Source organism: Nocardia sp. NPDC004582, from assembly GCF_053602115.1.
The window spans coordinates 36484-58697 of sequence record NZ_JBSGCY010000010.1; the positions used below are offsets into that span (position 1 = coordinate 36484).

The following is a 22214-nucleotide window of genomic DNA, read 5'->3' on the forward strand; positions in this document are numbered from 1 at the left end:
GATGTCAGCGCAGCTTTCGGAAGAAGTCACGCAGATCCCGGGTCAGCAGATCGGGGGTCTCCATCGAGGCGAAATGCCCGCCGCGATCGAACTCCGACCAGTGCACGACCGTGTTCTGCCGTTCGGCCAGGCCGCGAATCGTGCCATTGCCGGGAAACACCGCCACCCCGGTCGGCACCCCGGAGTTGGGCAGCGCGGCGCCCCAGTGCCGGGACTCCTTGTACAGGCGCATCGACGAGCCGGCGGTATCGGTGAACCACAGCACCGAGAGGTTGGTCAGCAACAGATCGCGGTCGATCGCGGCGTCCGGAGTCTCGCGCGCGGGATCGGTGAAGGTGTTCACCACGTCGAGCACCCACGCCAGCAGACCCGCCGGGGAATCCGCGACAGCCGGCGCGAGGGTCTGCGGGCGGGTCGAATGCATGCCCGCGTAGCCGGAGGTCTCGCTGCTGCTCCAATCCTTCAGCCGTGCGAGTTTGCGCTGATCGCTCTCGCTGTAGCCGGAACCGTCGTCGTTCCAGGACGGAATCGTGATGGGATCGTTGAGGTGCACCCCCGCCACCCGATCGGGCACGAGCCGGCCGATGCCGGGAGCGATGAAGGATCCCGCGTCACCGCCGTGCGCGCCGAAGCGGGTGTAGCCCAGAGCGGACATGAGCTTCACGATCAGCTCGGCCGACCGCTCGGTCGCGGCGTCCCCCGCCCGCCGTGTCGGACCCGAGAAGCCGAACCCCGGTAGCGTCGGGATGACCAGATGGAAGGCGTCGGCCGGGTCGCCGCCGTGCGCGCGAGGGTCGGTGAGCGGGCCGATCATGCCGGTGAAGTCCTCGAACGGCCAGCCGTGCACCAGCACCAGCGGCAGGGCGGCCGGCTCGAGTGAGCGGACGTGCGTGAAATGCAGTCGCTGACCGTCGATCTCGGTGACGAACTGCGGATGGCGGTTGCGTTCGGCCTCGTGGACGCGCCAGTCGTAGCCGCCGCCCCAGTACTCGCACAACTCGCGCACGTACGCGGTCGGGATGCCGTAAGACCAGCCCACCTCGGGCAGGTCGGCGGGCCAGCGGGTGCGGGCCAGGCGGGTCCGCAGGTCGTCGATGTCGGTGGCCGGAATGTCGATTCGGAAGGGCTCGAAAACCGTCATGCCTCCACGGTAGGAACCAACTAGGTCAGATGCGGTCCTAATCCGTCCACCGATTCCGCTACCACCGGGTCGCGTTCTAGGCTGGTACGCAAGCGTTTCAGCCGCAGCGAGGCGGCGCGACCGGAGGGACTCGCACCGTGACCACCACCTTTCCGTCCGGCCCGGCCATACCCCCGATCGTGCAGACCGCGATCTACACCAAGTCACGCGGAGCGCTGCTGCGGTTCGCCGCGCGCCGTCACGGTGACACCTTCACCCTGCACCTGGCCGCGCCTTACGCCGAGAACCTGGTGGTTTTCACCCGGCCCGAACACATTCGCGAGATCTTCGCCGGTGATCCCGCGGATCTGCATGCCGGCGAGGGAAATCGGGTGCTGGCGCAGATCCTGGGAGAGCACTCGCTGCTGATCACCGATGAGGACGAGCATGCCCGCGCACGGCGCCTGCTCATGCCGGCCTTCGTGGGATCGTCGCTGCGCGGCTATCGCGCACTCGTCGACGACATCGCGAAAACCCATGTCGACCGGTGGGTTCCCGGCACGACCGTGCACACCCTGGACCGCATGAACGAACTGACACTCGATGTCATCATGCAGGTGGTGTTCGGAATGACCGACGCGGACCGACGCACCGCGCTGGTGCCCCGGCTGCGCGAGGTCGTGAACGTCAGCCCGATCATCATGTTCGGCTGGAAATACCCGTTCCTGGCGCGGCGCGGCATGTGGAAACGGTTCCGCGCCACCCAATCCGCCATCGACGAGCTGCTCTACCGTGAGATCGCCGAACGCCGGGCGCAACCGAACCTGGACGCGCGCGACGATGTGCTGTCCCGGCTGCTGGCCGCCGGATCCGGCGAGAACCCCGCCGACGCGCCGCTGACCGACGCCGAACTGCGCGACCAGCTGATCACCCTGCTGCTGGCCGGACACGAGACGACCGCCTCCGCCCTGTCCTGGACCTGCCACGAGCTGGCGGCCAACCCCGAGATCCAGGCCCAGGCCCGCCGCGCGGCCCACGACGGCGACGAGAAGTACCTCGAGGCGGTGCTGAAGGAATCGATGCGGCTGCACACGGTTATCGCGGGCACCGGCCGCAAACTCACCCGCGACCTGACCATCGGCGGCTTCGACCTGCCGCGGGGCACGGTGATCGCGACGTCCATCATCCTCGCTCACGAACGCGCCGAGGCCTTTCCGGACGCCTTCGCCTTCCGGCCCGAACGCTTCCTCGACGGGTCGGTCGCGCCCAATACGTGGCTGCCGTTCGGCGGCGGCGTGCGACGGTGCATCGGAGCCGGGTTCTCACTGATGGAGGGCACGGCGGTCTTGCGGGAAATCCTTACCCGCTACCGGCTTTCGCTGCCGCAGGGCAAGACCGGCGAACCTGTCCGGATCCGCAACATCACGCATGTTCCGGCCCACGGTGCCCCGGTCGTGGTCACCTCGCTCCCCTAGCCCCGGTCCGGGAATTCGGGTGCTCGGCGCACGTGAGCCTGCGCGACGTAGGCCGAGCACTCGTCACATTCGCTGATGATGGCGTGGCGGCAGGCGAGCAGATGCTCGAGGAAGTGTTCCGTGGCCTCGAGCAGCGCGATACGCTGGCGCACTTCGGCGCGACGGTCGTTGATGATGGCCCGGCGATCGGTGTGCTCGCTGAGCCCGAGCTGCCGGATCTGGCTCAGCGACAAGCCGGTTCGCTGCAGGGTCAGGATCGCGCGGGCGTAGTCGAGGATGTGCTCGTTGTAGCTCCGGTGACCCGACGGGCTGCGTGGCGGGGCGAGCAGGCCCATCGATTCCCAATGCCGCAGCACGTGCGTCTCCACACCGAGTGCCGCGGCGGCGTCACCGATTCCCATCTCCTGCGCTGTGGTCACGATTCTCCCCTTTACTTCAGGTCGACCTTAAGTATTAACGTTCCTTCATGTCCGATCCAGTACGCAAGCCCACGCTCCTGCAATGCTGCACCGCCGCAATCGGTTCCCTGCACGGTGCGGTCCGGCCGCGGCCCGCCGACCAACGGTTCCTGCGCTCGCTCACCGATGCGGGACTGCCGCGCGCCGAGCGCACCGTCACCATGACGGCGCTGACCAACTTCCCCCGCCCGGTGCCGACCGGGGTGGTCGTGGAAGGAGTGTCCAGTCCGCGCCGCATCACGAGCGCCTTGAACTCCTTCGTCATCCAGCACCCGGAAGCGACCTTCATCGTGGACCCGGGCTTCTGCCTCGACGCCGAGCGACGCGCCATCGCGCAACTGCCCGCCGTGATCCGTCCCGTCGCGCGTCCGCCCGCCGAGACCGTTCCGACCGCCACCGCCCTGCTCGCCGAACCGGGCCTGCCCGCACTGGATTTCGCGCTGCCCACCCACGCCCATTGGGACCATGTGTGCGGTCTGCTCGACCTGCCCGGACTGCCCGTCCACCTGCACAGCGTCGAGCGCGACTGGGTCATGACCGGTCCCGACGCGCCCGTGGGCGGGGTCCGCGACTCCCTCGTCGACCGTCCGCACCAGGAGTTCGACCTCGATGGTCCCCCGATCCTCACCTTCACCCGCAGCCACGACCTCTTCGGCGACGGCAGCGTCGTTCTGGTCGACCTCGCCGGGCACACGCCGGGCAGCATCGGTGTTCTCGCGCATACGGCGCACGGCTGGAAACTGCTCGCCGGCGACGCGGCGTGGCACACCCTGCAAATCGACCGGATTCGCCAGAAGGCCACCTACCCGGGCATCTTCATGGACCACGACCGCGACGCCACCTTCAAAACCCTGCACCGCCTGCACCTGGCACAACGCCTCGTTCCGGTGATCCCCACCCACGATCACGATGCGACGGCGCTGCTGACCGTACCCAACCCGAGGATCGCCGAATCGCTACCGTGACGCCTGACCGCCCTAATGGAATTCCAGTGGCGTGTCATGGTGTTTCGCCGCGTACGGCTTCGGGGCGGTGCCACGCTCGCGCTGTTCGAGCAGCTCGGCGTACTGTCTGCGCGGCGTGTCCGGCATGTCGAATTCGGCGCGCGCCTGGGCCGGGGTGTAGGTCACCGGGTTCTCGGCGGGGACGCCGAGCAGCACCGGCGCGAGAATCGGCGCGGTGCGCGGCGAGATCTTCTCGACGACGCGAAGTTCCAGTGCGGGGCTGCGAGCCAGCATCCACAGCAACGGACGCACCACGGCGGTCGCGACCACGTCGGTGCTCCGGCGCTGCGGGGTGCCACTGAGCCGTCGCATCCACGCCGGCATCGTCGCGATGACGGCACGCCGGGTCACCGCGTTCAGGGGGCGGCGCACCGCGGCGGGCAGGGATTGCGGCAGCACCTGGGCGGACAGATCGAGCAGGTAGTCCATCATGTCCTGGGCGACCACGGAACCGACGAGATGCGGCCGGTACGCCTCGAAGTACTCCTGGACCCCGGCGCGGGACCGCGGCACCTGGTCCGGATCGATGGTCTGGAATTCGGCCGCCACCGCACACTGCCGCCAGTATTCGTCCTCGACCTCGGGCGCGAGCTTGCCCGGCCCGAACACCTCGTAGGTGTAGAGGATCGAGTGCCATGCCGTCAGGTGGATCCACAGCTGCGAGTCCGGATCATTGGCGTCGAACCGCTTGCCGGTGATCGGCTCCACGCCGACGGATCGCGCGTGAATCTTCATCAGGACGTCGGCGGCGTCGAGCACGGACTTGGCGTCGGAGAACAGCACCGTCGCGAAGTACTGCATGGTCCGGTCGTACCGCAATGGCGTCCGTTGTCTGACCTGTCCGCTGGCCTCGACCGAGGCGACCAGAAACGGGTCGAGTTCCTCGATGACGACCGCGCGCGCGAAGCCCAGCAGGATCGAGGTCGGATACGACCACACCCGCCACGCGGCCGAGCCCGGCCCGAAGAATCCTTCATCCCGGTGCGGTTGCGGTGCCTGTGACCTCGCGTGGCGCTTCAACGGACTCGTCACCATCCCCTACGCTGCTCGAGCTCTGGACTGGTATTCCGTTCCTGCTACTGGTGAGGCTACTCCACCCACGACCGGCTCATCCCCCGCCGCCGGCGCCCGCTACGCAGATCACCGAGCGGCTACGGTGAAGCCATGGGAATTACCGTACGCCCGGCACATCTATCCGATATTCCCGAATTGTCCCGAGTACTCGGCATCGCGTTCTCCGACGATCCACTCATCTCCTGGCTCATCCGCGATGACGCCACCCGCGCTCGCCGTGCGGCGGCACTGTTCGCCGCGCAGGCCCGCCACCACTTCATCCCACTGGGCGGAGTGGAGGTGGCCTGCAATGACGCCAATTCCATCGTGGGCGCGGCACTGTGGGCGCCGCCGGGGCACTGGCATGTTCCCGACGCCGCGACCCTGCGACAGCTGCCGGCGCTGGCCGTCGTCTTCCGGCATCGCCTGCTGACCGCCGGCCGGTTGGCCGAGACCATGGCGAGCGAGCATCCTCGCGAACCGCACTGGTACCTCGCCGTCATCGGAACCCTGCCGGGCGTGCGCGGGCAGGGATTCGGTCAAGCCCTGCTCAATTCGCGTCTGGATCGCTGCGACGCGGACGGCCTGCCGGCCTATCTGGAATCCAGCAAACCCGACAACGTTCCCTACTACGAGCGGTTCGGCTTCGACGTCACCGGCACACTGGACGCCACTCGCGGCGGGCCGCCGCTGTGGCCGATGTGGCGCGCACCGCGCTGAGCACGCGATAGTCGTTCACCGGATCTCGGCGCCCCACGCGGACGTCAGCCACACCTGCCGGACGGCGGCCATTCTGCGCTCGGCGGCCGCGGTGTCGCCGCCCACGGTCTCCTCGCGCACGACCGCGACCGTCATGGCGACGAGCACGCTGATCAGGGCGGGCAGATCGGTGGTGGCCGGGCGCATCCGGTTGGCGTCGACCTGGCCTTGAACGAAGGTCGAGAGCTTGGTCTCCAGATTGCCGATGAACGCATCCCACATGGTGCGCAGTTGGGCGTCGGTGTCGCGCGATTGCGCGCAGGCGTTCAGCAGGTGTGCGTGGCGGCGCCAGACCGCGACCGCGCTGTCGATCATGCGGATGGAGAAGGCCGCGGGGGGCTCCTGGTTGTCGTAGGAGGTCAATTCGCTGGTCTCCTGGTCTATTTCGGCCCAGACCTCTTCGAGGGCGGCGGCGACCACCGCGTATTTGGACTCGAAATAGAAGTAGAACGCGGGGCGGGAGACGCCGGCGTGCTTGGCGATCCGCAGCACCGACATATCCGTGATGGACACCGTGCGCAGCAGGTCGGTGACCGCGTCGATGATCAGGGCGCGCTGCTGGTCGCCCCGGCTGGGCGGGCGACGGTCCCCGGCCACCGTGCGTGCGGCTGCCTGTGTCATCGACTGCACCTCCGAATCCTGGGTTTCCTCGCACAGTCTACCCACTATTGACACATTGTCAGACAAGCTGACAGAGTGTCAGGTATGGGTTGCTGTCTTGCCGTGGCTTATCTGATCGCACTCGCCGGATTCGGATGGCGCTTGCTGACCCGCCGTGGCGGGACACCATCGACCTCGGCGCCGCAGCCCGCCGTGCGCAACGCGCCATCCCGGACCGCGGGCAGTCCCGCATGACGACCGGCGCACCGTACCCACCGAGCGGCCGGACCCGCCAGGTTCGAGCCCCCTTACCCGAGGGGCTCGGCCGAATCAACGCGACGACACGTCGAAAGCTGTTGCGCGCCATGGCCTGCTGGGGCGCGGTGTGGCTGGCGTCCGCCGCGACCGTGGTCGCCGATATCTCCCATTCGGTCACCGCGTTCGCCCTCGGGCTGGTCGTACCGGGCGGTGGACTGCTCTACGGCGGCCATCCGCTGCTCATGGCGCTCACCTGGCTGGGCTGTCTGGCTGCGCTGTTCGCGTGGTGGGCCTTCGGGCCGGTGGTGCTGCCGCCGCTGCTCTGGGTCGCGTCCGCGCTACTCGGCGCCGCGAAGAGCGGCCCTGCCGTGTGGTCGTGGGCGGCAGCGGCGGTTCTCGCGACGCCCTTCGTGATCGTGCCGACCGCGTTCGGGACATTCCTGGCGCGACGATCGGCCCAGCGCCGGTGTGGTCGAGAGGTGAACGCGCGCTTGGCCTCCCACACCTTCACCATCACCGGCGCGCCGGCCGCTCCGCCGGTGGCCGAACATTCGGCCGAAGACCTCGCCGCGCTGCGCTACGCCCTCGACCTCGCGCTGCAACCGCTCGACCATTTCGACGGCTTCACCAGGATCGATCAGTTCCGGGAGGCGGCCCTGCGCTACCAGCTCAACGAGCTGAGCTACGCCCTGGCGACGGCCCAGTACTCGCGAACGCCCGCCTTCACCGGCTATCTCGCCGAGGCGCAGCGCAACGCCATCGAGAAGATGCTGGACCGGCGGGTCTGGGGCTACTGGGCGCTGGAGAATCTCTGGGGCAATCTGCGCTGGAATCCGGACCCGGCCGACCGGGAGAACATCATGCTCACCGGCTACCTCGGCCAGATGGTCGGCATGTACGAGACCCTCAACGACGATCGGTACTCCGCCCCCGGCGCGCTCACCTTCCGCTGGAACGACCGCCGCGTCTACCCGAACAGCTTCGCGACCATCGCGGAATCGGTGCACCGCAACATGATCGCCGGGGACTACACCCTGTACCCGTGCGAACCGAATTGGGTCTACACGGTGTGCAACACCTTCGGGCTCAACACCCTGCTCACCCACGATCGCCTGCACGGCACCGCACTGACCGCCGATGTCATCGACCGCCTGCATCGCGCCTACGAATCGGAGTTCCTGCGCCCCGACGGCCGGATCATCGGCGTCCGCAGCGCCCGGCTGGGCGGCTCCTGGAACTTCTGGGCGGGCCCGGCGATTCAGCTCACCACCGCGCTGTGGCTCCACGCCGGGCTGCCGGAGTACGCGCAGCGGGCCTGGTGGCTGGTGCGGGACCAGGAGATTCGCATCGACGGTGACCGGGTCGGGTTTCCGCCGCGGGCGAGCTCACGGGTCGATCCGGGCAACTATCGGCTCGGCGGCGCCTACGGGCAGGTCATGATCGCTTCGGCCGCCCGGGAGATGGGCGGCGAGGACGTCGCGCGCACAGCGCTGGCGGGTATCGAGGAGCTCGGCGACCCGGTGCACGCCAACGGCGTTCGCTACTACGCGGGACTGTCCGGACTGGGCAACATGTACGCGCTGCAGTTCCGGTTCAACCGAGCCGCCGGCCTTCGCGATCAGATCGCCTTCGGAGCACCTCCGCACTGGCGGACTGGGCCGGTGCTGGCCGAGGCGGCGTATCCGGAGGTGCAGGTCGCGCGGGCGGTCACCGATGGACGCGCCCTCGACCTGGTATTGAGGCCGGGTAACGGCCTGTGCCGCACCACAGTACGGATCGCGCGCCTGGAACCCGGCCGAGCCTACCGCGTGGCTGGAGCGCGGGAGGCGGAATTCACCGCGTCGCTCGTCGGCGAGGCTCTCATCGATATCGATCTCGGAGGTCGTCATGAAGTCCACATCACCCCGCGATAAGGGAGAGCTGATCTTCGGCCGCGAGCTCAGCCGCCGATTGGTCGACCTCGATCCGGTGCGCGACAACGAGGAAGCCACCCGGCTCAGCATCGAGGTCCGGTACGGCGACGCCATTTTCGTGCACGCCGCCTACACGGTCGCCTTCGCGCGGCAGGTCGCGATCCCGTCCATCTCCCGGGTCGTGTACCGGCGCGGAACCGGCGACATGATGCACGACGTGCGTCGCCGCAACGACGACACACTGGTGTTCTTCGGTGAGATGCTCAGGCACGGCCACAGCAGTGCGAGCGGTCGCGCGGCCATCGATCGGATGGAGGCCATCCACAGCCGTTTCGGGATCAGCGATCAGGACAAGCTCTACACCCTCGCCTCGCTCGCCTTCGAAGCGGACCGGATCCTCGACCAGCTCGGACTGTCGGTCTTCACCGACGCGGATCGGCTGGCGCGGTTCCACTTCTGGCGCGGGGTCGGTGAGCGCATGGGGCTCGAGGTGCCCGCCACTCGCGCCGAGCTGCTGGCCTGGACATTCGACTACGAGAACGCCCACTACGCCTACACCGAGGGCGGTCGCGCTCTCGTCGATCAGCTCTTCGACGACTGGCGGCAGCGCTGGTTCCCGGGTCCGCTGCGCCCGCTGGCCGACAACGCGCTGCTGCTGATCCTCGACGATCAGCTGCGGGCGACCCACCGCCTTCCGGACCCGTCCGCGGCCACACGGCGCATCGCGCCCTCGATCATCAACTCGTACATGAAGTTCCAAGCCGCGCGACCGCACCGGCTCGATCGATCGTGGGTCGATCACTTCCGCCGGGATTCCGCGGGACCCGTCGACCTCGAACAGATCGGATACCGGCCGGGCCGCTACGGAGTCGGGCGTCCCGATTGATCGATCGCCCTGTGACCAGAAATGACGATGCACCAGCAGCTGGTCGCTACCGGTGCATCCTCGTGTGCGGCGATCAGGGCTTGCTGGCCATACCGCCGACCACCAGCTGTTCCCAGACCGTCAGCTCGGGCTGATGCCCCTCGGCGTCCTCCGCGCGCCACTGGACGCACGGGCGCAGGTCGTCCTCGTCGAGCGCGAGCGTGCCGAAGCAGGCGCGGATCTCGTCGTCGGTGCGGAAGCGGCCGCGGCCGAAGGCTTCCAGGATCTTGCTCGCGGTCGCCAGCGCCTCGCGCGAGGTTCCGGTTCGGAAGTGCGAGAGATAGATCCGGCTACCGGAAGCGATCCGATCGGCCCAGTACTGGACCACCGAGGTCGGATTCTCTTCGTCATTGACGAAACTGAGTGTCATGGCGAAGAGCAGGCCGACGGGTTCATCGAAGTTGATGAGCCGCTGTACCTCGGCGTTGCCGTCGATAGCCGCGGGCTCGCGAATATCGGCTTGCAGCACCGTGATTCCGTCGTCCACGGCGAGCAGCGCCCGCCCGTGAGCGACCACGAACGGGTCGTCGTCGACGTACACGACGTGGGCTTCCGGATGTACCCGCCGCACCACCTCGTGTACGTTCTCGCTGGCCGGCAGACCGCAGCCCATATCGATGAACTGCCGGATTCCCGACTCGGCCATGACCTTCGCGGCCCGCAGGACAGCATCACGATTGGTGAACGCCAACCGCTCGGACCCGGGTAGATCCTCGATGAAGTAGTCACCGAGATCCTTGTCGACACCGTAGTTGTCGCGCCCGCCGAGTACGTAGCTGTATACGCGTGCCACACTCGGCCGGGACTGCCGTGCTCGCATGGCATTGATGTTCAAGCGTCACACCCCTCTTTCCACACCGACGATACCGCTATCCACCAGGAAATCTTGCGTCATATTCGCAAACGGCACCAGGTGTCACAAGGTGGGGGCACGGACTACTTCTGGACGGTCGCGGCGGCCGGTGTGGTCGCCGGGTCCGCCGTGGGAGTCGCTGCGGCAGTAGTGGTTTGCGGAGGTAACGTCTCCGCCGCCGTGGTGGTCGGAACAGCCGTGGTGGGAGCGGTCGTGGTCGCCGGATCGGTGGTGGTCGTCGCCGGTGCGGTCGTCGTCGCGGTGGCCGTGGCGGTAATCGGAACCGGGCAGTCGCCACCGTGTTGCTCACCGAGCAGATTGATTTCAGCGTTGCTGCGCGGATCGCCGACGTAGTTGATCTTGTCGGTGCACTTCACATAATGGTCGACACCGCCGGGCGCGGGATCGGGCGCGGGCGGCGGCGCGTCACCGGGTGCCACGTCCTGCGGTTGCTGCGGCGAGTTCGCGATCGGATTACCGCCGACCGGGCTACCACCGGGATTCCCACCGCCCGGGTTCCCGCCACCCGGACTCGCCACCGGCGCACCGGAACTCGTCGGTACCACCTTGGTAGCGCTCACACTGGTGGACGGCTTGGCCGTCGTCGCCGACGAGGTCTTCGAATCATCCGAGGAACACCCCGCCACCAGCGTGACCACGGTAGCCATCACCAACACCACCGCGCTCGCACCCGTCCCTGCACGCACCCGGCCACACCGATCCGCAATCGCGGACATTCTTCCTCCCGAATTCACCACAGCCCCAGCCCCGACACATCCGCTGCGCGACACGACAACTCGGGGGCGAAGGCCCCCGCTCCGACAGTAGGAGGCGAATCCGCGACTCACCATCGGAGCGGTGCCCTCAATTTCTCTGTCCCCCGCAACGGGGCTGCATGGTGTAAAGCGGCTACGTGGAATGCTCGGGTTGCTCGTTTCGGGTTGCGAGCAGGGCATCGAGTTGTTGCTCGGCACGAGCGGCACGCGCCAGGGTCTGAGCCCGCGCGTCGTCGAGCGCCGCGATCCGGGCCGCCGACTCCTCCTGCGCCTTCTCCAGTGCGGCCTTGGCTTCCGCGCGCACGGTGCCGATATCCGCGGCGGCCTGGCGGCGCACATCGGAGAGTTCGGCCCTGGTCCGGTCGAGATCGGTGCGCGTCTGATCCAGCACCACCCGCGTCTCGGCGACCACCTGACTGCGTTCCGCCACCGCGGCCTCGGCCCGCTCGATGGTGCGTTCGGCGTCGGCGGCGCGCTGCACGGCCAGATCCCGCTCCGCGCCCGCCGCGGTGATCCGCTGCGCCGAATCCCGTCGCACCTGCTCGATCTCGGCCGCCGCCTTGGTCCGTGCCAGCTCGATATCCTCGCTCGCCTGCTGCCGGGCCCGCTCGACGTCCTCGGCGGATTCCCTGCGGATGGTGCGGATCTCGGCTTCGGCCTCGGCCCGCGCCGCGAACACATCGTCGGCCGCCTGCTTGGTCACCCGCGCGACTTCCAGCAACGCGTCATCGCGCGCCGCCAGCGCCTCCGCGATCCGCCCCTCGGCTTCCTCGGCGGCCAGCGCCGCGTCCTCGGCCGCCGATTCGGCGGCGGCCCTGGCCTCTTCGCTCTCCCGCCGCGCCTGTTCCGCGGCCACGGTCGCCATCTCCGCCTCGGCGATCCGCCGCGCCGCGTCCGCCTGCACGGCCTGGACCTGTGCTTCCGCCACCGCTGGATCGGCCAGGGTGGACAGTTCCGCCACCGCTGTATTCAACGTCGTGCCCAGCTGTTCGGCGATCGCTCGAAACTGTCCGAGCAGCTCATCGGCCCTCAGCCGGGCCACCGTCACCGGTCCTTGTTGCGTCACAGTGACATTCGAGACCGACCCCTCACCCTCCCCTGCCTGCTGTCGCTGCCGCTCCCGCCAAGCCCGCCACCGCGTGTGCTCGGGGTGCTCACAGTATTCCGACGGCCGTCCCGGTCCTCCGCCGCGCGTGATCGGTTTCGTACACCCCGGGTAGTTGCAAATGCTCGCCACGCCGCAAATCGTAGCGTTGGTTTCGTCATTTCCAACGGAACAACACGAAACGAAACCCAAACCGCCCCAATTCAATCCATCCGCCTCTGACCTCCGATAAGTGAACCTTATCGGAGGTCAGGATTCCCCACTCCCCGGATCGACGTCGCAAACAATACGTTTCCGTTTGGTCGCCGCCAACGTTACGAAACCCCAACGTATCCCGTGAAAAACTGTGCTCGCATGTACGCCCGTACCAGTTCACACCGGCTGTGACTTCTCAGCCGGTCTGGCGGATGGCGGAGGCCGGCGGTCCAGTGCGGTCGTTCCCGTCATATCTGGGGCAACGCAACTGTCCGGCTGGTGCGGGATTCGCGACTACTCGAGCTGAATGTCGACTTGATCTGGTTCTACGACCACGTCGCCTATCGGCTCGGACAACCCAAGAAGTTCGCGCGCTCAATCGCGGGGAACCGCGATGACGATCCGCTCCGACGATGGCCGCGATCGACGAACTGGTCCCGGCATCCGACGCTGATCTGGACGTGCGGCGGGGTAGAAGGTGGTTGCGTTCCGCGACCCGCCACCGTACCCGTTCTGCCGCTGTCAGGGGCCGTGCGGTGCTAAATATGTGCTGTTGCTGCTGTGCCTCGATCGAAGCTGGGCGGGGTCGGCGTTTGGTGGTTGTTGGTATCGGCTGTTTCGGGACTCACCGCCACATCTCGGGCGGTGCACGGGTATGCGAGGGGTCGGGTGGACGTCGCGGGTGCACGAATGGTGGATTTGGAAGCGAACAGCTGGTTCTCCGGCTTGTGGGGTCGTCAGCAGCTGTTGGATCTGTATGCGGCTGGGCTGTCCGATCTGGGGATCTTGATCGATGGCGGTGGTCCGCCGCGAGTGGCCGGCCCGACTGATGTGGTGTCGCGGGACCGGCTGCTGCGGCAGTACGGCCGTCTCCCTGTCGAACCGTCGACTTGTCCGGAAGCATTGACGCGTGGGCTGGTAGCGGATCTATTTGCGGGAGCGGTGAATTGGCGCAGCCCGCAGGCGCAGCACAACATCGGATCGGCAGTGAACGCGGTGTCGGCAGCGGTGCAGGCATTGGCGGCGACCATCAACATCAACTTGATCAATTCCGATCAGGGTGGGAACGCGGTGCTGGCCGAACAGGCGGTCGGGCGGATCATGGCCGAGCTGGCGGGCACACATCCGCAGCGGACGCGGGCATTGTTCACCTTCGGTGGCACCGGGACCGTGCTCTATGGGTTGAAAGCCGGTTTGGCGAAGGCGGTCCCGAACGCATCGCGACAAGGCACACCGTCGGACGCGGTCGTGGTGACGGTGGCCAATGCGCATTTCGCAGCGGTGCGCGCAGCGGATTGGCTCGGTATCGGATCCGCGCGGGTGCTGGTCGTGGCCGAAGGGCGGGACGGGCGCGGCGATCTGGGCCATGCGGAGACGGTGCTGCGTGGGATTCTCGACGGCGGTGGCCGTGTCGCCGGGATCATGGTGAACGGTGGGACCACCCTCGACCATACTGTCGACGACATCGCGGGCTTCGCGGCGTTGCGGGACCGGTTGACGGTCGAATATCGGCTGCCGTACCGGCCCCACCTGCACGTCGACGCGGTGATCGGCTGGGCGTGGTTATGTGTGGGAATCGATGGCGTCGATCCGAGCCGGTGGGGCGCCGACGATGCCACCGTGGCGGCGCTGACCGAACAGTTTCACCGGATCAGCGCGGTGCGGTTCGCCGACTCGTGGGGTGTGGATTTCCACAAGGGACCCGGTTGTGTGGCTTTGGATTCCAGTTGTGTCCTCTTCAACGACGCGGCCGACCTGGCACGCTTGGACGGTGATGTGGACGTGGGATACGTCGGCCCGCGTTCGGACGTGGTCACGAATATCGATCACACCCTGGAAACCGCGCGTGCGGCAGACAAAGCGCTGGCGGCGCTGGCGGCGCTGCACGCGCTCGGCGCCGAGGGGGTGTCCCGAATCCTGACGGACCTGGTCGGCGGCGCGCGGCGGCTACGGGAGTTGATCGGCGCACACGACGACTGGACGGTGCTCAACCCCAGCTCGCTCGGCTACCACACCGCATTGCGGCCGCGGCCACCAGGAGCTCCGCGAGAATTCGATGTACTGACAGCCGAAGGCCCCGGCTCCGCGGACCACGTGCGGATGGAAAACGCCTACGTGACAGCGTTTTTCGAATGGGACAACCGCACCCGTATGCAGAAGGGCGCACCGGGGGTGCTGTATTCCTTCTGTGCGGCATACCGCATGGCGGCGTGCGGCGAACCGGTGGTCGCGTTGAAGTTCTATCCCGTCAGCCCGCTGATCGCCGAGGAGCACCTCGGCGCTGCGGTCCATGCGCTGGTAACCCGGAAGGCGGAATTCGATGCCGCACGATGACCTGCTCGACACCGGGCTCGACCGGATGGAACGTGCCCTACAACAGTTCCGCGGCGCCTGTTACGACCAGGTCAGCCGCGCGGCCTACGCGCAGGGGCTGTTCGGCTCGGCCGAACCGTTCACCACCGAGGAATTCGCTCGTCGCGCCGGGATCGGCGCGGACCGCACCTGGCAAGCCGGTCTGTTCCTGACGGCCATGACGCGCTGGGGCGCACTGCACCTCGACGGCGAAGGCCGCTACGTGGCCGCACCGCGCACCCCCGAATTCGTCCCCGACCCGAACCTGATGTGCGCGGCGATCGGAAAGCCCCGACTCGAGGACTACCCCGACTTCGACAACTTCGCCGGTTTGGTCGACGAGCTACTGCATCACGACGGGGCCACCGGCGCCGGTTTCCACCACGCCAATCTCCCACTCTGGGAGGAAGCGCTGCAGGCTCCCTACTACCGCTTCTCCCGTCTGCACGCCGTGTCCCGCCTCGCCGTCCGCGGCCCGCACCTACTGGACTTGGCGTGCGGGCTCGGGCACGGCCTGATCGAACTGGCCGAGTCGCTCGGCGACGATCCCCAGACCCGCCTGGTAGGAGTCGAAATCAGTACCGACTTCGCCGAACTCGCCGCCGCGCGCACCGCAGGCAACCCGCACATCGCGGTGCTGTGCGCCGACCTCGATGCCCCCCTGCCCGGCCTGCCCACCGGCGGATTCGACGGCGCCATGATCGTCGGCGGCTACCACTTCCTGGACAAACCCGAAATGCTGTGGGAAACCACGGCACGACTGCTCAAACCCGGCGGTGCGTTCATCCTGGCCCATGTCCTGTCCCGTACCGGCAGCCCCGACCAGGAGCTTATGGAACTGCGATTCGCCCTACGCCGCCCGCCCGGTCACCCCGCCCTGCGCACCGACATCCTCGACTACGCCCGCCGCCACGGTTTCGAACTGACCGAGGAATTCACCCTCGGCTGCTACCGCACCCTGGAATTCACCCGCCTCGACCACGAACGCCGCGTCGAATCCGGCACCGCGACAATCCACCACCTCGAACACGCCACCCTCACCGTGATCCCGGTGGGCCCTCTGCGCACCAACGCCTGCCTGCTGCGATGCCACCGCACCGGAGCACGGCTACTCATCGACGCAGGTGCCGAGGCCGACAATCTACTGGCCGCGGCCGCCGGGCGCCTCGACACAATCGTCACCACACACGGCGACTGGGACCACTTCGAGGCCCTCTCGGAGGTCGCCGCCGCCACTGGCGCCCGATGTCTCGCCCACGAGAACGATCTGCGCGCGCTCGGCGTTGCCGCCGACCCGCTCCGCCACGACGACACCATCGAGTTCGGCGCGTGCCGCCTCGACGTCATTCACGTCGCCGGCCATACTCCCGGGTCGATAGTCCTCGCCCTACGAGGCACCGGCGGGAATCAGCCAGACTATCTGTTCACCGGCGATGCACTGTTCCCCGGTGGCATCGGTACCACCTGGGGCAACACCCACGCCTTCGAAACCCTGTCCGACAACATCGAACACCGCATCTTCGATGTCTTCGACGACGACACCGTCGTCATTCCCGGACACGGCCCCAGCACCACTCTAGGCGCCCAACGCCCCGACCTCGCCGCCTGGCGCCAACGCCGATGGTGAAACGGGTGTAGTGGCGCAACCGGCCGGAATCCGGTGCCAACGCGGCGATTTGCCGGCGACCTGGGTGTTGTTGTCGCCCGGGCACGAGCGGGCAGGCACTCCTCGGTGTCTGGAATCGCCGACCGTCGTGAGTCGTAGAAGGTGCGAAGTTCCTTAGGGTGTTGCTGATTTGTGGCTGAGGGTCGCCTGCAGCAACACGGTGGCGATCTGGGGTGGAGTGACCTGCGGTATCGGCCGGAGCTGAGGGGCAGGTCGGCGTGTTCGCCCTTGCCATCCGTTCCAAGGCCATCCGGATTTGGCGCGAGCCGCGCCTACATGCGAGAGGTAATCGGACAGAACCTGTTCGGCGTGCTCGTAGTCCCAGATGGTGCCGCCGATGCTTCTCTTCAGATGATCGCGTCATCGAATCGACGCGATCACTATTGGTGAGGTGAGGTGAGGTGAGGCCGGTTGAACGCTCAGCCCGCTTCCGGATGCGAGTGCGACAGTAGGAGTGCGAGTGTGTTCGTCAGCCACTGCTCGTATGCCTCAGGCGTCCAACCGGACTCGGTGACCAAGCTGTGGTAGACGTCGTCGGTCATCAAGGACACCGCGACGTCCGTGGCGTTGGGGTCGAGCTTTCGACCGGCGTCGCGGATCTGCGCGATGACCGCGTCGATCTCGACGCGGTTGCGGCGCATGGCTTCCGCCCTGGCATTGGCGATATCCGCGTCGATGCTGGCGCCGGAGTGGAGCAGGGTGAGGATGTCGCCGCAGCGCTCGCGGACCTGCCGGCTTCCTCGGGCGAGGATCCGGATCAGCTCCGTGGGGTCGTCGAGGTGCTCGGACTCGGCCCGCAGGTCGATCAATCCCGCTTCCTCCTCGAGCAGGTCGATCAGTCCCCGCAGCACTCCGGCCTTGGAGCCGAAGTGCGAGTAGATCGTTTGCGGTGCGACGCCGGCCTCCCGGGCGATCTGCCGAATCGACGTACCCGTGTATCCGCTCTCGGCGAAGAGCCGGCGGGCGGTGGTCAGGATGACCCGCAGCGTCAGTTGCTCACGTCGATCACGCAAGCGAACCACGCCGGATTGCTCCGCCGACATCTACTCCTCCTGTCATCGACCACACCTGCGGTCAGTCAGCGTATCGAGCCCACCAGGGTCGATGTGCTCGTACTACATCGAGTCTATGCGATCGATACTCCACTTTCTAGAACACTGTTCCATTTACTGTTCATCTGTTCTAGAGTGGTGATCGTCATGATGGCCGACCGGCCGCAAGGACCGGGCAGACGCCCAGGGAAGGCCGGCACCCACACTCCGACAAGGAACTCGATGAAACAGCTCTACTTCGCGGCGACGTTCTACACCGTGCTCGGACTGCTGTCCGGGCTGTTCTATCGCGATTTCACGAAGTCCCACAATTTCACCGGGAAGACCGAACTCGCGGTCACGCACACGCACCTCTTGTCGCTCGGCACGCTGTTCTTTCTCATTGTTCTGGCCTTGGACAAGCAGTTCGCGCTTTCCTCGCAGCGGATGTACGGATGGTTCTTCTGGACGTACAACACCGGTGTCCTGTGGTCGGTGACATGCATGACTCTGATCGGTATGCGAACCGTCAAGGGCCAGTCCGAGAGCGGGGTGCTGGCTCACCTGTCCGGAGGCGGCCACATCCTCCTGACCATCGGATTCACCCTGTTCTTCGTCTGCCTGTACCGCCCGGCGACGGCCCGTCAGGAAGAACCCGTCCGCGTATGACGCACGGTCACACCAGATTTACGAATGAAGTCGAAACGAAAGGATGAACCAATGATCCAATTCCAGGCATTGGACCCCACCGTCCCGCTCCCCGTCCAGCTCCAGGAGAACACCGGCCCGATCACCGTCATCAACACCTTCGTCGTCCCCGCCGAACTGGTCGACGACTTCTTGACGACCTGGACGGACGACGCTTCTTTCATGAAGTCGCAACCCGGCTTCGTGTCCACCCAAATGCACCGCGGATTCGGCGGCAGCCAACTCTTCGCCAATATCGCGGTCTGGGAATCCTCCGCAGCCCTCCTGGCCGCCCTCTCCAACCCCGAGTTCCTCCAGGGCGCAGCCAAGTACCCCGATGGAATCATCACCTACCCAACGGCATTCCAGAAGCTCGCCGTCGAGGGAATCTGCGGCGCGTGACCATCACCCGGATCCCTGGGGTGCGCGAAACGCCAGCCCACCCCAGCAAGGTCCGCGGTCGAGCCGTATGACGGCATCCCACTCTTCCGCGCGGGGCATCCATCACTGCCGCAGGCTAGCCCCGGGGCGCTGTCTGTACAGGATCAGATGAGAATCGAGGGCCAGGGTTTCAGGCGGTGTAGGACTGGGCGACTGCGGCGAAGGCCTCCTTCGGTTCCCAGGGCATGTCCGGGTAGGTGTCGCCGTAGCTGTTCTCCAGGACTTTGACGATGCCGAGGCTGGCGAGGTCCAGGTCGTCGCGGGGGTCGCCGTCGGGGCGGTGGGGGTGGCTGTGCAGGGCGAAGAGGAATACGAAGGTGCTGTCGACGCCTTCGGTGTCGAAGATCTCCAGTAGTTCGGAGAGGTAGGCGGCTTGTTCGGGCTCGTCGCGGACGAAGTTGCCCGACAAGCGGATCGGGGCGCCGGTGGTGTCGTATTCGACGATTTCGTTGCTGCGCGGCGCGATATCGGCCGCGCCTTGCCAGGTGGCGGTGCCGAAGCCGGTGATCGCCAGTGGCTTTCCTTGGGCGACCAGGTCGCGCACTCCGGACCGGAATTGGTCGGCCACCTCGGCGGAGCGGATGAGCTCGATCGACATGATGTCGAAGGGGGTCCAGTCGATCCGTTCGAACGGGATAGCGCAGTAGGTGAGCTTGCCTCCGAAATGTTCACGCACCACTGCCACAGCCTCCTCGAGGAATCTGTCGAGACGAGCGATGACCTCGGTCAATCGCTCACCGCGGGTGTCGGGGTCGCCGAGCAGGAATTCGAGCCGCGCCCAGACGGTGTCGCCCGGCAGGAACTCCCGATTCATCAGGCTCAGTTCGACTCCCGTCACGAACACCACCTCGGCCCCGGTCAGTCGCAGCCGCTCGGCCCTTCGCGCACAATCCGCGAACAAGGCCAGGATCTCGGGAGCGGTCTGTTCCAGCGGGTACGGGGAGAACCACACCTCGAGGCCCAGTTCCGCGGCATGCCGGGCCGCGAGTTCGAGCCGGTCGGCATCGCTTCCGACAATCTGAACGGCCGTGCAGTGCAGGTCGTCTCGGATGATTTCCAGCTCCCGGCGGACCACCTCGGGGTCGAAGTCCTGTCGTGACGTGTTGCCGTTCGCGATGAATCCGGTGTCATAGGTCATTCCCTTGGCTCGCATGTGCGATCCCTTCTGTCGATCCGGAGGTTCGGTCGACGCCAGGCTAACCCCAAAACGTGCGTGCACGCAATATTTCGTACACGCACCTTTGTATGGCAGGATCGCGATCGTGACAACGCGACCGGCAGGATTGCGCGAGCGCAAGAAGCAGGCCACCCGCGAGGCGCTCCGGGAAGCCGCACTACGACTGGCCCTCGAACAGGGACCGGACAACGTGCGCGTCGAGGACATCGCCGAGGCGGCCGGCGTCTCACCGCGCACCTACAACAACTACTTCTCCAGCCGCGACCAGGCGATCGTCGCGGCCGTCACCGGCGAACGAGAAGCCCGGGTCGCCGCAGCCGTCACCGCCCGGGCCCCGGAAGTCCGTCTCGCGGACGCGATCCTCGACGCCGTCCTGGCGGAGTACACCGACCCGGGTGAAACCAGCCGCGACGCATTGCTATTGGTCACCACACATCCGACGCTCCGCGAAGTCTTCCTCGGGACAACGGACGCGATCTCGAAACCCCTCGCCGCCGCCATCGCCGAACGCCTGGGCGCGGTCGACGAATTCACCGCCCCGGTGCTCGCGGCGGGCGTAGCCGCCGCCATTCGAGTCGCACTCGAACACTGGCTGCGCCCCGCCACCGGCACCGCCATCGCAGGCTTCGTCGTGGTGTCAGGTTCGCTGCCCGATCTGCTGCGCGCCGCACTCGCCCCGCTCGGGCCCGCGCTCGATGACGCGGATGTCAGGGCAGGTTCCACAGAACGTACGTCGCCCGGTCATGGTCCGGATCACGCTCACTCCTAGCGGCTTCGGCCGACGTATCCAACACCTCCCGGTGCCGACACGGATCCGGCCCCATCCGCTCGACATACGACAGATAGTCGGCCAGAACCCGTTCGGCATGGTCGTAACCGAGGATCGTGCCTGCCATGCCCGCGGGCGAGGTGCCCGGCGACCGCGCGAACTTGGTCAGAATCGGCGCCGCTGATCACCGCAGAAATCGCCGGAGTCTGATGGATCGGAACACCGCAATAGGGGCTTTGCCACTGGGCCACGCGATTTCGCGACTCCCCCACCGGAGCGTCGAAGCAGTCATCGTGGAGCTGGCTAGTGAGGAGCCTTCTTAATTCGTCACTGACGGTGCGTTCGTCGGAGTTCGGGGGTGGGGCATCCCCTCATTGGGCAGCCCGGGCACGGTTGTGTGCGAGGGCCAGTACTTCCTTGACCGCCGGGGTCGTGGTGTCGGGGTTGATGACCGATAGCCAGGCGGCGCCGGCGTAGACCGGGTGGGCGACGAGGGCATCGGTTTGGGCGGGGTCGCGCGGGTGGTCCGGGCTTTCGCGCGGGGTGTGGCCCAAGTGGGCGATGAAGGCTTCCCGCCCGGCGCTGATGTTGAGGCGGAAGATGCCGGGACGGTACAGCTGTGAGGTCGTGTCGTCGGGGTAGTCCTTGGTGATGATCGTGGCGAAGGGCTGGGTTCGGGTGGGGATCTGGCCGTCGGGGGCGTAGTAGAAGAACCTGTCGCCCCAGGCGATCTCGGGGTATTCGCTGGCCGGGTCGGGCGCGAGGGTCAGGACGCCGCCCAGGGACTCGATGTACTCGGTGATCTCCTCGATATCCATGAGTTCTATCGTGGACCCGAAGTGCTTGTGGAGACTTGGGCTCGGAAAGCCGAGGTGAGGTGAGCGAAAGTCGCAACTCCGCTGGTCTGCGGACCGCCGATGTGGCGCGGCGGGCCGGGTACTCGGTTCAGCAGATCCGCAACCTCGAACGGGATGGCGTGCTGCCGCCCGCGACGCGGACTCTGTCCGGGTACCGGGTCTACGACCGGGTTCATGTCGTGTCGGCTCGGGCCTATCGCGCGCTCGCGGCCGGAACCGGACCCGTGCCGGCCAAGGAGATCGTCCGCGCCGCCCATCACGACTCCCCCGCCCGCATGCTCACGCTGCTCGATGCCGCGCACGCCGGCCTCGACACCGAACGCCGTGAGCTCGAGGCGACCCGGGTCGCCGTCGGCCACATCAGCGAGGAACCCATCGCGGAGGTCCGTGGTTCGGACTCGATGAGCGTCTCCGAGCTCGCCGCGGCTCTCGGCATTCGCCCTTCGACGTTGCGGCATTGGGATGCAACAGGATTGGTCACTCCGGGTCGAGCCGTTCACCGAGACGCGCGCGTCTACGCGCCCGCCGACGTCCGTGATGCGCGCATCGTGCATCAGCTCCGGCGTGCCGGATACTGGATTCCAGCCCTGGGCATCCTCATGGCCGAATTCCGGGGCGCCCGCCGCTGGACCGAGGTGCTGGAGCGGCTGGCGGTCCGGGATGCCAGCATCGAATCCCGTTCGCTGGCTCTGCTCGACGGCGCTGCCGAGCTCCATGCTCTACGGTCTCGGACCTAGCCC

At 67.0% G+C, this 22214-nt stretch carries 21 protein-coding genes; 11 read left to right on the forward strand and 10 right to left on the reverse strand.

Annotated features, from left to right (window positions below; genetic code table 11):
- Positions 1-4: 4 nt before the first annotated feature.
- Positions 5-1141 (reverse strand): epoxide hydrolase family protein, encoded by a 1137-nt coding sequence (locus tag ACWELJ_RS05305; protein ID WP_452364929.1) that lies wholly within the window; start codon positions 1139-1141, stop codon positions 5-7.
- Positions 1142-1278: 137 nt separating this feature from the next.
- On the opposite strand from ACWELJ_RS05305, the gene ACWELJ_RS05310 reads away from it, so the two are divergent.
- Entirely contained in the window at positions 1279-2595 is a 1317-nt protein-coding gene (locus ACWELJ_RS05310; protein WP_452364930.1) for a cytochrome P450, read from the forward strand.
- Here the strand turns inward: ACWELJ_RS05310 and ACWELJ_RS05315 are convergent.
- Complete coding sequence (locus tag ACWELJ_RS05315) at positions 2592-3014, reverse strand: MerR family transcriptional regulator (protein WP_452364931.1); 423 nt, start codon at positions 3012-3014, stop codon at positions 2592-2594. The genes ACWELJ_RS05310 and ACWELJ_RS05315 overlap by 4 nt on opposite strands.
- Before the next feature lie 47 nt (positions 3015-3061).
- On the opposite strand from ACWELJ_RS05315, the gene ACWELJ_RS05320 reads away from it, so the two are divergent.
- Positions 3062-4018, forward strand: coding sequence for an MBL fold metallo-hydrolase (locus ACWELJ_RS05320; RefSeq protein WP_452364932.1), 957 nt, complete (start codon positions 3062-3064; stop codon positions 4016-4018).
- Positions 4019-4030: 12 nt separating this feature from the next.
- On the opposite strand, the gene ACWELJ_RS05325 is transcribed toward ACWELJ_RS05320, so the two are convergent.
- The gene (locus ACWELJ_RS05325) at positions 4031-5089 is read right to left on the reverse strand and encodes an oxygenase MpaB family protein (RefSeq protein WP_452364933.1); all 1059 of its coding nucleotides are present in this window, start codon (positions 5087-5089) and stop codon (positions 4031-4033) included.
- Positions 5090-5221: 132 nt separating this feature from the next.
- On the opposite strand from ACWELJ_RS05325, the gene ACWELJ_RS05330 reads away from it, so the two are divergent.
- The gene (locus ACWELJ_RS05330; RefSeq protein ID WP_452364934.1) at positions 5222-5830 is read left to right on the forward strand and encodes a GNAT family N-acetyltransferase; all 609 of its coding nucleotides are present in this window, start codon (positions 5222-5224) and stop codon (positions 5828-5830) included.
- 15 nt (positions 5831-5845) lie between these two features.
- Here ACWELJ_RS05330 and ACWELJ_RS05335 read toward each other — a convergent pair whose 3' ends face one another.
- Positions 5846-6490: a TetR/AcrR family transcriptional regulator gene (locus ACWELJ_RS05335; protein WP_452364935.1), complete on the reverse strand. Its 645-nt coding sequence runs from the start codon at positions 6488-6490 to the stop codon at positions 5846-5848.
- Between the two features lie 134 nt (positions 6491-6624).
- Here ACWELJ_RS05335 and ACWELJ_RS05340 point away from each other — a divergent pair, with 134 nt between their 5' ends.
- Positions 6625-8640 carry a linalool dehydratase/isomerase domain-containing protein gene (locus ACWELJ_RS05340; protein WP_452364936.1) on the forward strand — a complete coding sequence of 672 codons (2016 nt, stop codon included), beginning with the start codon at positions 6625-6627 and terminating at the stop codon, positions 8638-8640.
- Positions 8615-9526 (forward strand): oxygenase MpaB family protein, encoded by a 912-nt coding sequence (locus ACWELJ_RS05345; RefSeq protein WP_452364937.1) that lies wholly within the window; start codon positions 8615-8617, stop codon positions 9524-9526. The genes ACWELJ_RS05340 and ACWELJ_RS05345 overlap by 26 nt, the downstream gene beginning before the upstream one ends.
- 73 nt (positions 9527-9599) lie before the next feature.
- On the opposite strand, the gene ACWELJ_RS05350 is transcribed toward ACWELJ_RS05345, so the two are convergent.
- The 3 genes from ACWELJ_RS05350 to ACWELJ_RS05360 all read right to left on the reverse strand — a co-directional run bounded on the left by ACWELJ_RS05350 (position 9600) and on the right by ACWELJ_RS05360 (position 12260).
- A complete protein-coding gene (locus ACWELJ_RS05350; protein WP_452364938.1) occupies positions 9600-10385 on the reverse strand; it encodes an SAM-dependent methyltransferase in 786 nt (261 codons plus the stop codon).
- Between the two features lie 116 nt (positions 10386-10501).
- A complete protein-coding gene (locus tag ACWELJ_RS05355; protein WP_452364939.1) occupies positions 10502-11086 on the reverse strand; it encodes a hypothetical protein in 585 nt (194 codons plus the stop codon).
- A 241-nt stretch (positions 11087-11327) separates the two neighbouring features.
- Entirely contained in the window at positions 11328-12260 is a 933-nt protein-coding gene (locus ACWELJ_RS05360; RefSeq protein WP_452364940.1) for a hypothetical protein, read from the reverse strand.
- Between the two features lie 927 nt (positions 12261-13187).
- Here ACWELJ_RS05360 and ACWELJ_RS05365 point away from each other — a divergent pair.
- Both ACWELJ_RS05365 and ACWELJ_RS05370 read left to right on the forward strand, forming a co-directional pair.
- Complete coding sequence (locus ACWELJ_RS05365; RefSeq protein ID WP_452364941.1) at positions 13188-14828, forward strand: pyridoxal-dependent decarboxylase; 1641 nt, start codon at positions 13188-13190, stop codon at positions 14826-14828.
- Positions 14815-16473 (forward strand): methyltransferase domain-containing protein, encoded by a 1659-nt coding sequence (locus tag ACWELJ_RS05370; RefSeq protein ID WP_452364942.1) that lies wholly within the window; start codon positions 14815-14817, stop codon positions 16471-16473. The genes ACWELJ_RS05365 and ACWELJ_RS05370 overlap by 14 nt, the downstream gene beginning before the upstream one ends.
- 458 nt (positions 16474-16931) lie before the next feature.
- On the opposite strand, the gene ACWELJ_RS05375 is transcribed toward ACWELJ_RS05370, so the two are convergent.
- Entirely contained in the window at positions 16932-17555 is a 624-nt protein-coding gene (locus ACWELJ_RS05375; protein WP_452364943.1) for a TetR/AcrR family transcriptional regulator, read from the reverse strand.
- A gap of 156 nt (positions 17556-17711) precedes the next feature.
- Here ACWELJ_RS05375 and ACWELJ_RS05380 point away from each other — a divergent pair, with 156 nt between their 5' ends.
- Together ACWELJ_RS05380 and ACWELJ_RS05385 are read left to right on the forward strand one after the other, a co-directional pair.
- Complete coding sequence (locus ACWELJ_RS05380; RefSeq protein WP_452364983.1) at positions 17712-18212, forward strand: DUF2871 domain-containing protein; 501 nt, start codon at positions 17712-17714, stop codon at positions 18210-18212.
- A gap of 51 nt (positions 18213-18263) precedes the next feature.
- Positions 18264-18632, forward strand: a complete 369-nt coding sequence (locus ACWELJ_RS05385; protein WP_452364944.1) for an antibiotic biosynthesis monooxygenase family protein — start codon at positions 18264-18266, stop codon at positions 18630-18632.
- Positions 18633-18801: 169 nt separating this feature from the next.
- Here ACWELJ_RS05385 and ACWELJ_RS05390 read toward each other — a convergent pair whose 3' ends face one another.
- Positions 18802-19824 (reverse strand): hypothetical protein, encoded by a 1023-nt coding sequence (locus tag ACWELJ_RS05390; protein ID WP_452364945.1) that lies wholly within the window; start codon positions 19822-19824, stop codon positions 18802-18804.
- A 109-nt stretch (positions 19825-19933) separates the two neighbouring features.
- Here ACWELJ_RS05390 and ACWELJ_RS05395 point away from each other — a divergent pair, with 109 nt between their 5' ends.
- Complete coding sequence (locus ACWELJ_RS05395) at positions 19934-20617, forward strand: TetR/AcrR family transcriptional regulator (protein ID WP_452364946.1); 684 nt, start codon at positions 19934-19936, stop codon at positions 20615-20617.
- Positions 20618-20988: 371 nt separating this feature from the next.
- On the opposite strand, the gene ACWELJ_RS05400 is transcribed toward ACWELJ_RS05395, so the two are convergent.
- On the reverse strand, positions 20989-21435 hold the full coding sequence (locus ACWELJ_RS05400) for a DUF6194 family protein (protein ID WP_452364947.1): 447 nt from the start codon (positions 21433-21435) through the stop codon (positions 20989-20991).
- Between the two features lie 59 nt (positions 21436-21494).
- Here ACWELJ_RS05400 and ACWELJ_RS05405 point away from each other — a divergent pair, with 59 nt between their 5' ends.
- Positions 21495-22211 carry a MerR family transcriptional regulator gene (locus tag ACWELJ_RS05405; RefSeq protein WP_452364948.1) on the forward strand — a complete coding sequence of 239 codons (717 nt, stop codon included), beginning with the start codon at positions 21495-21497 and terminating at the stop codon, positions 22209-22211.
- Positions 22212-22214 lie beyond the last annotated feature (3 nt).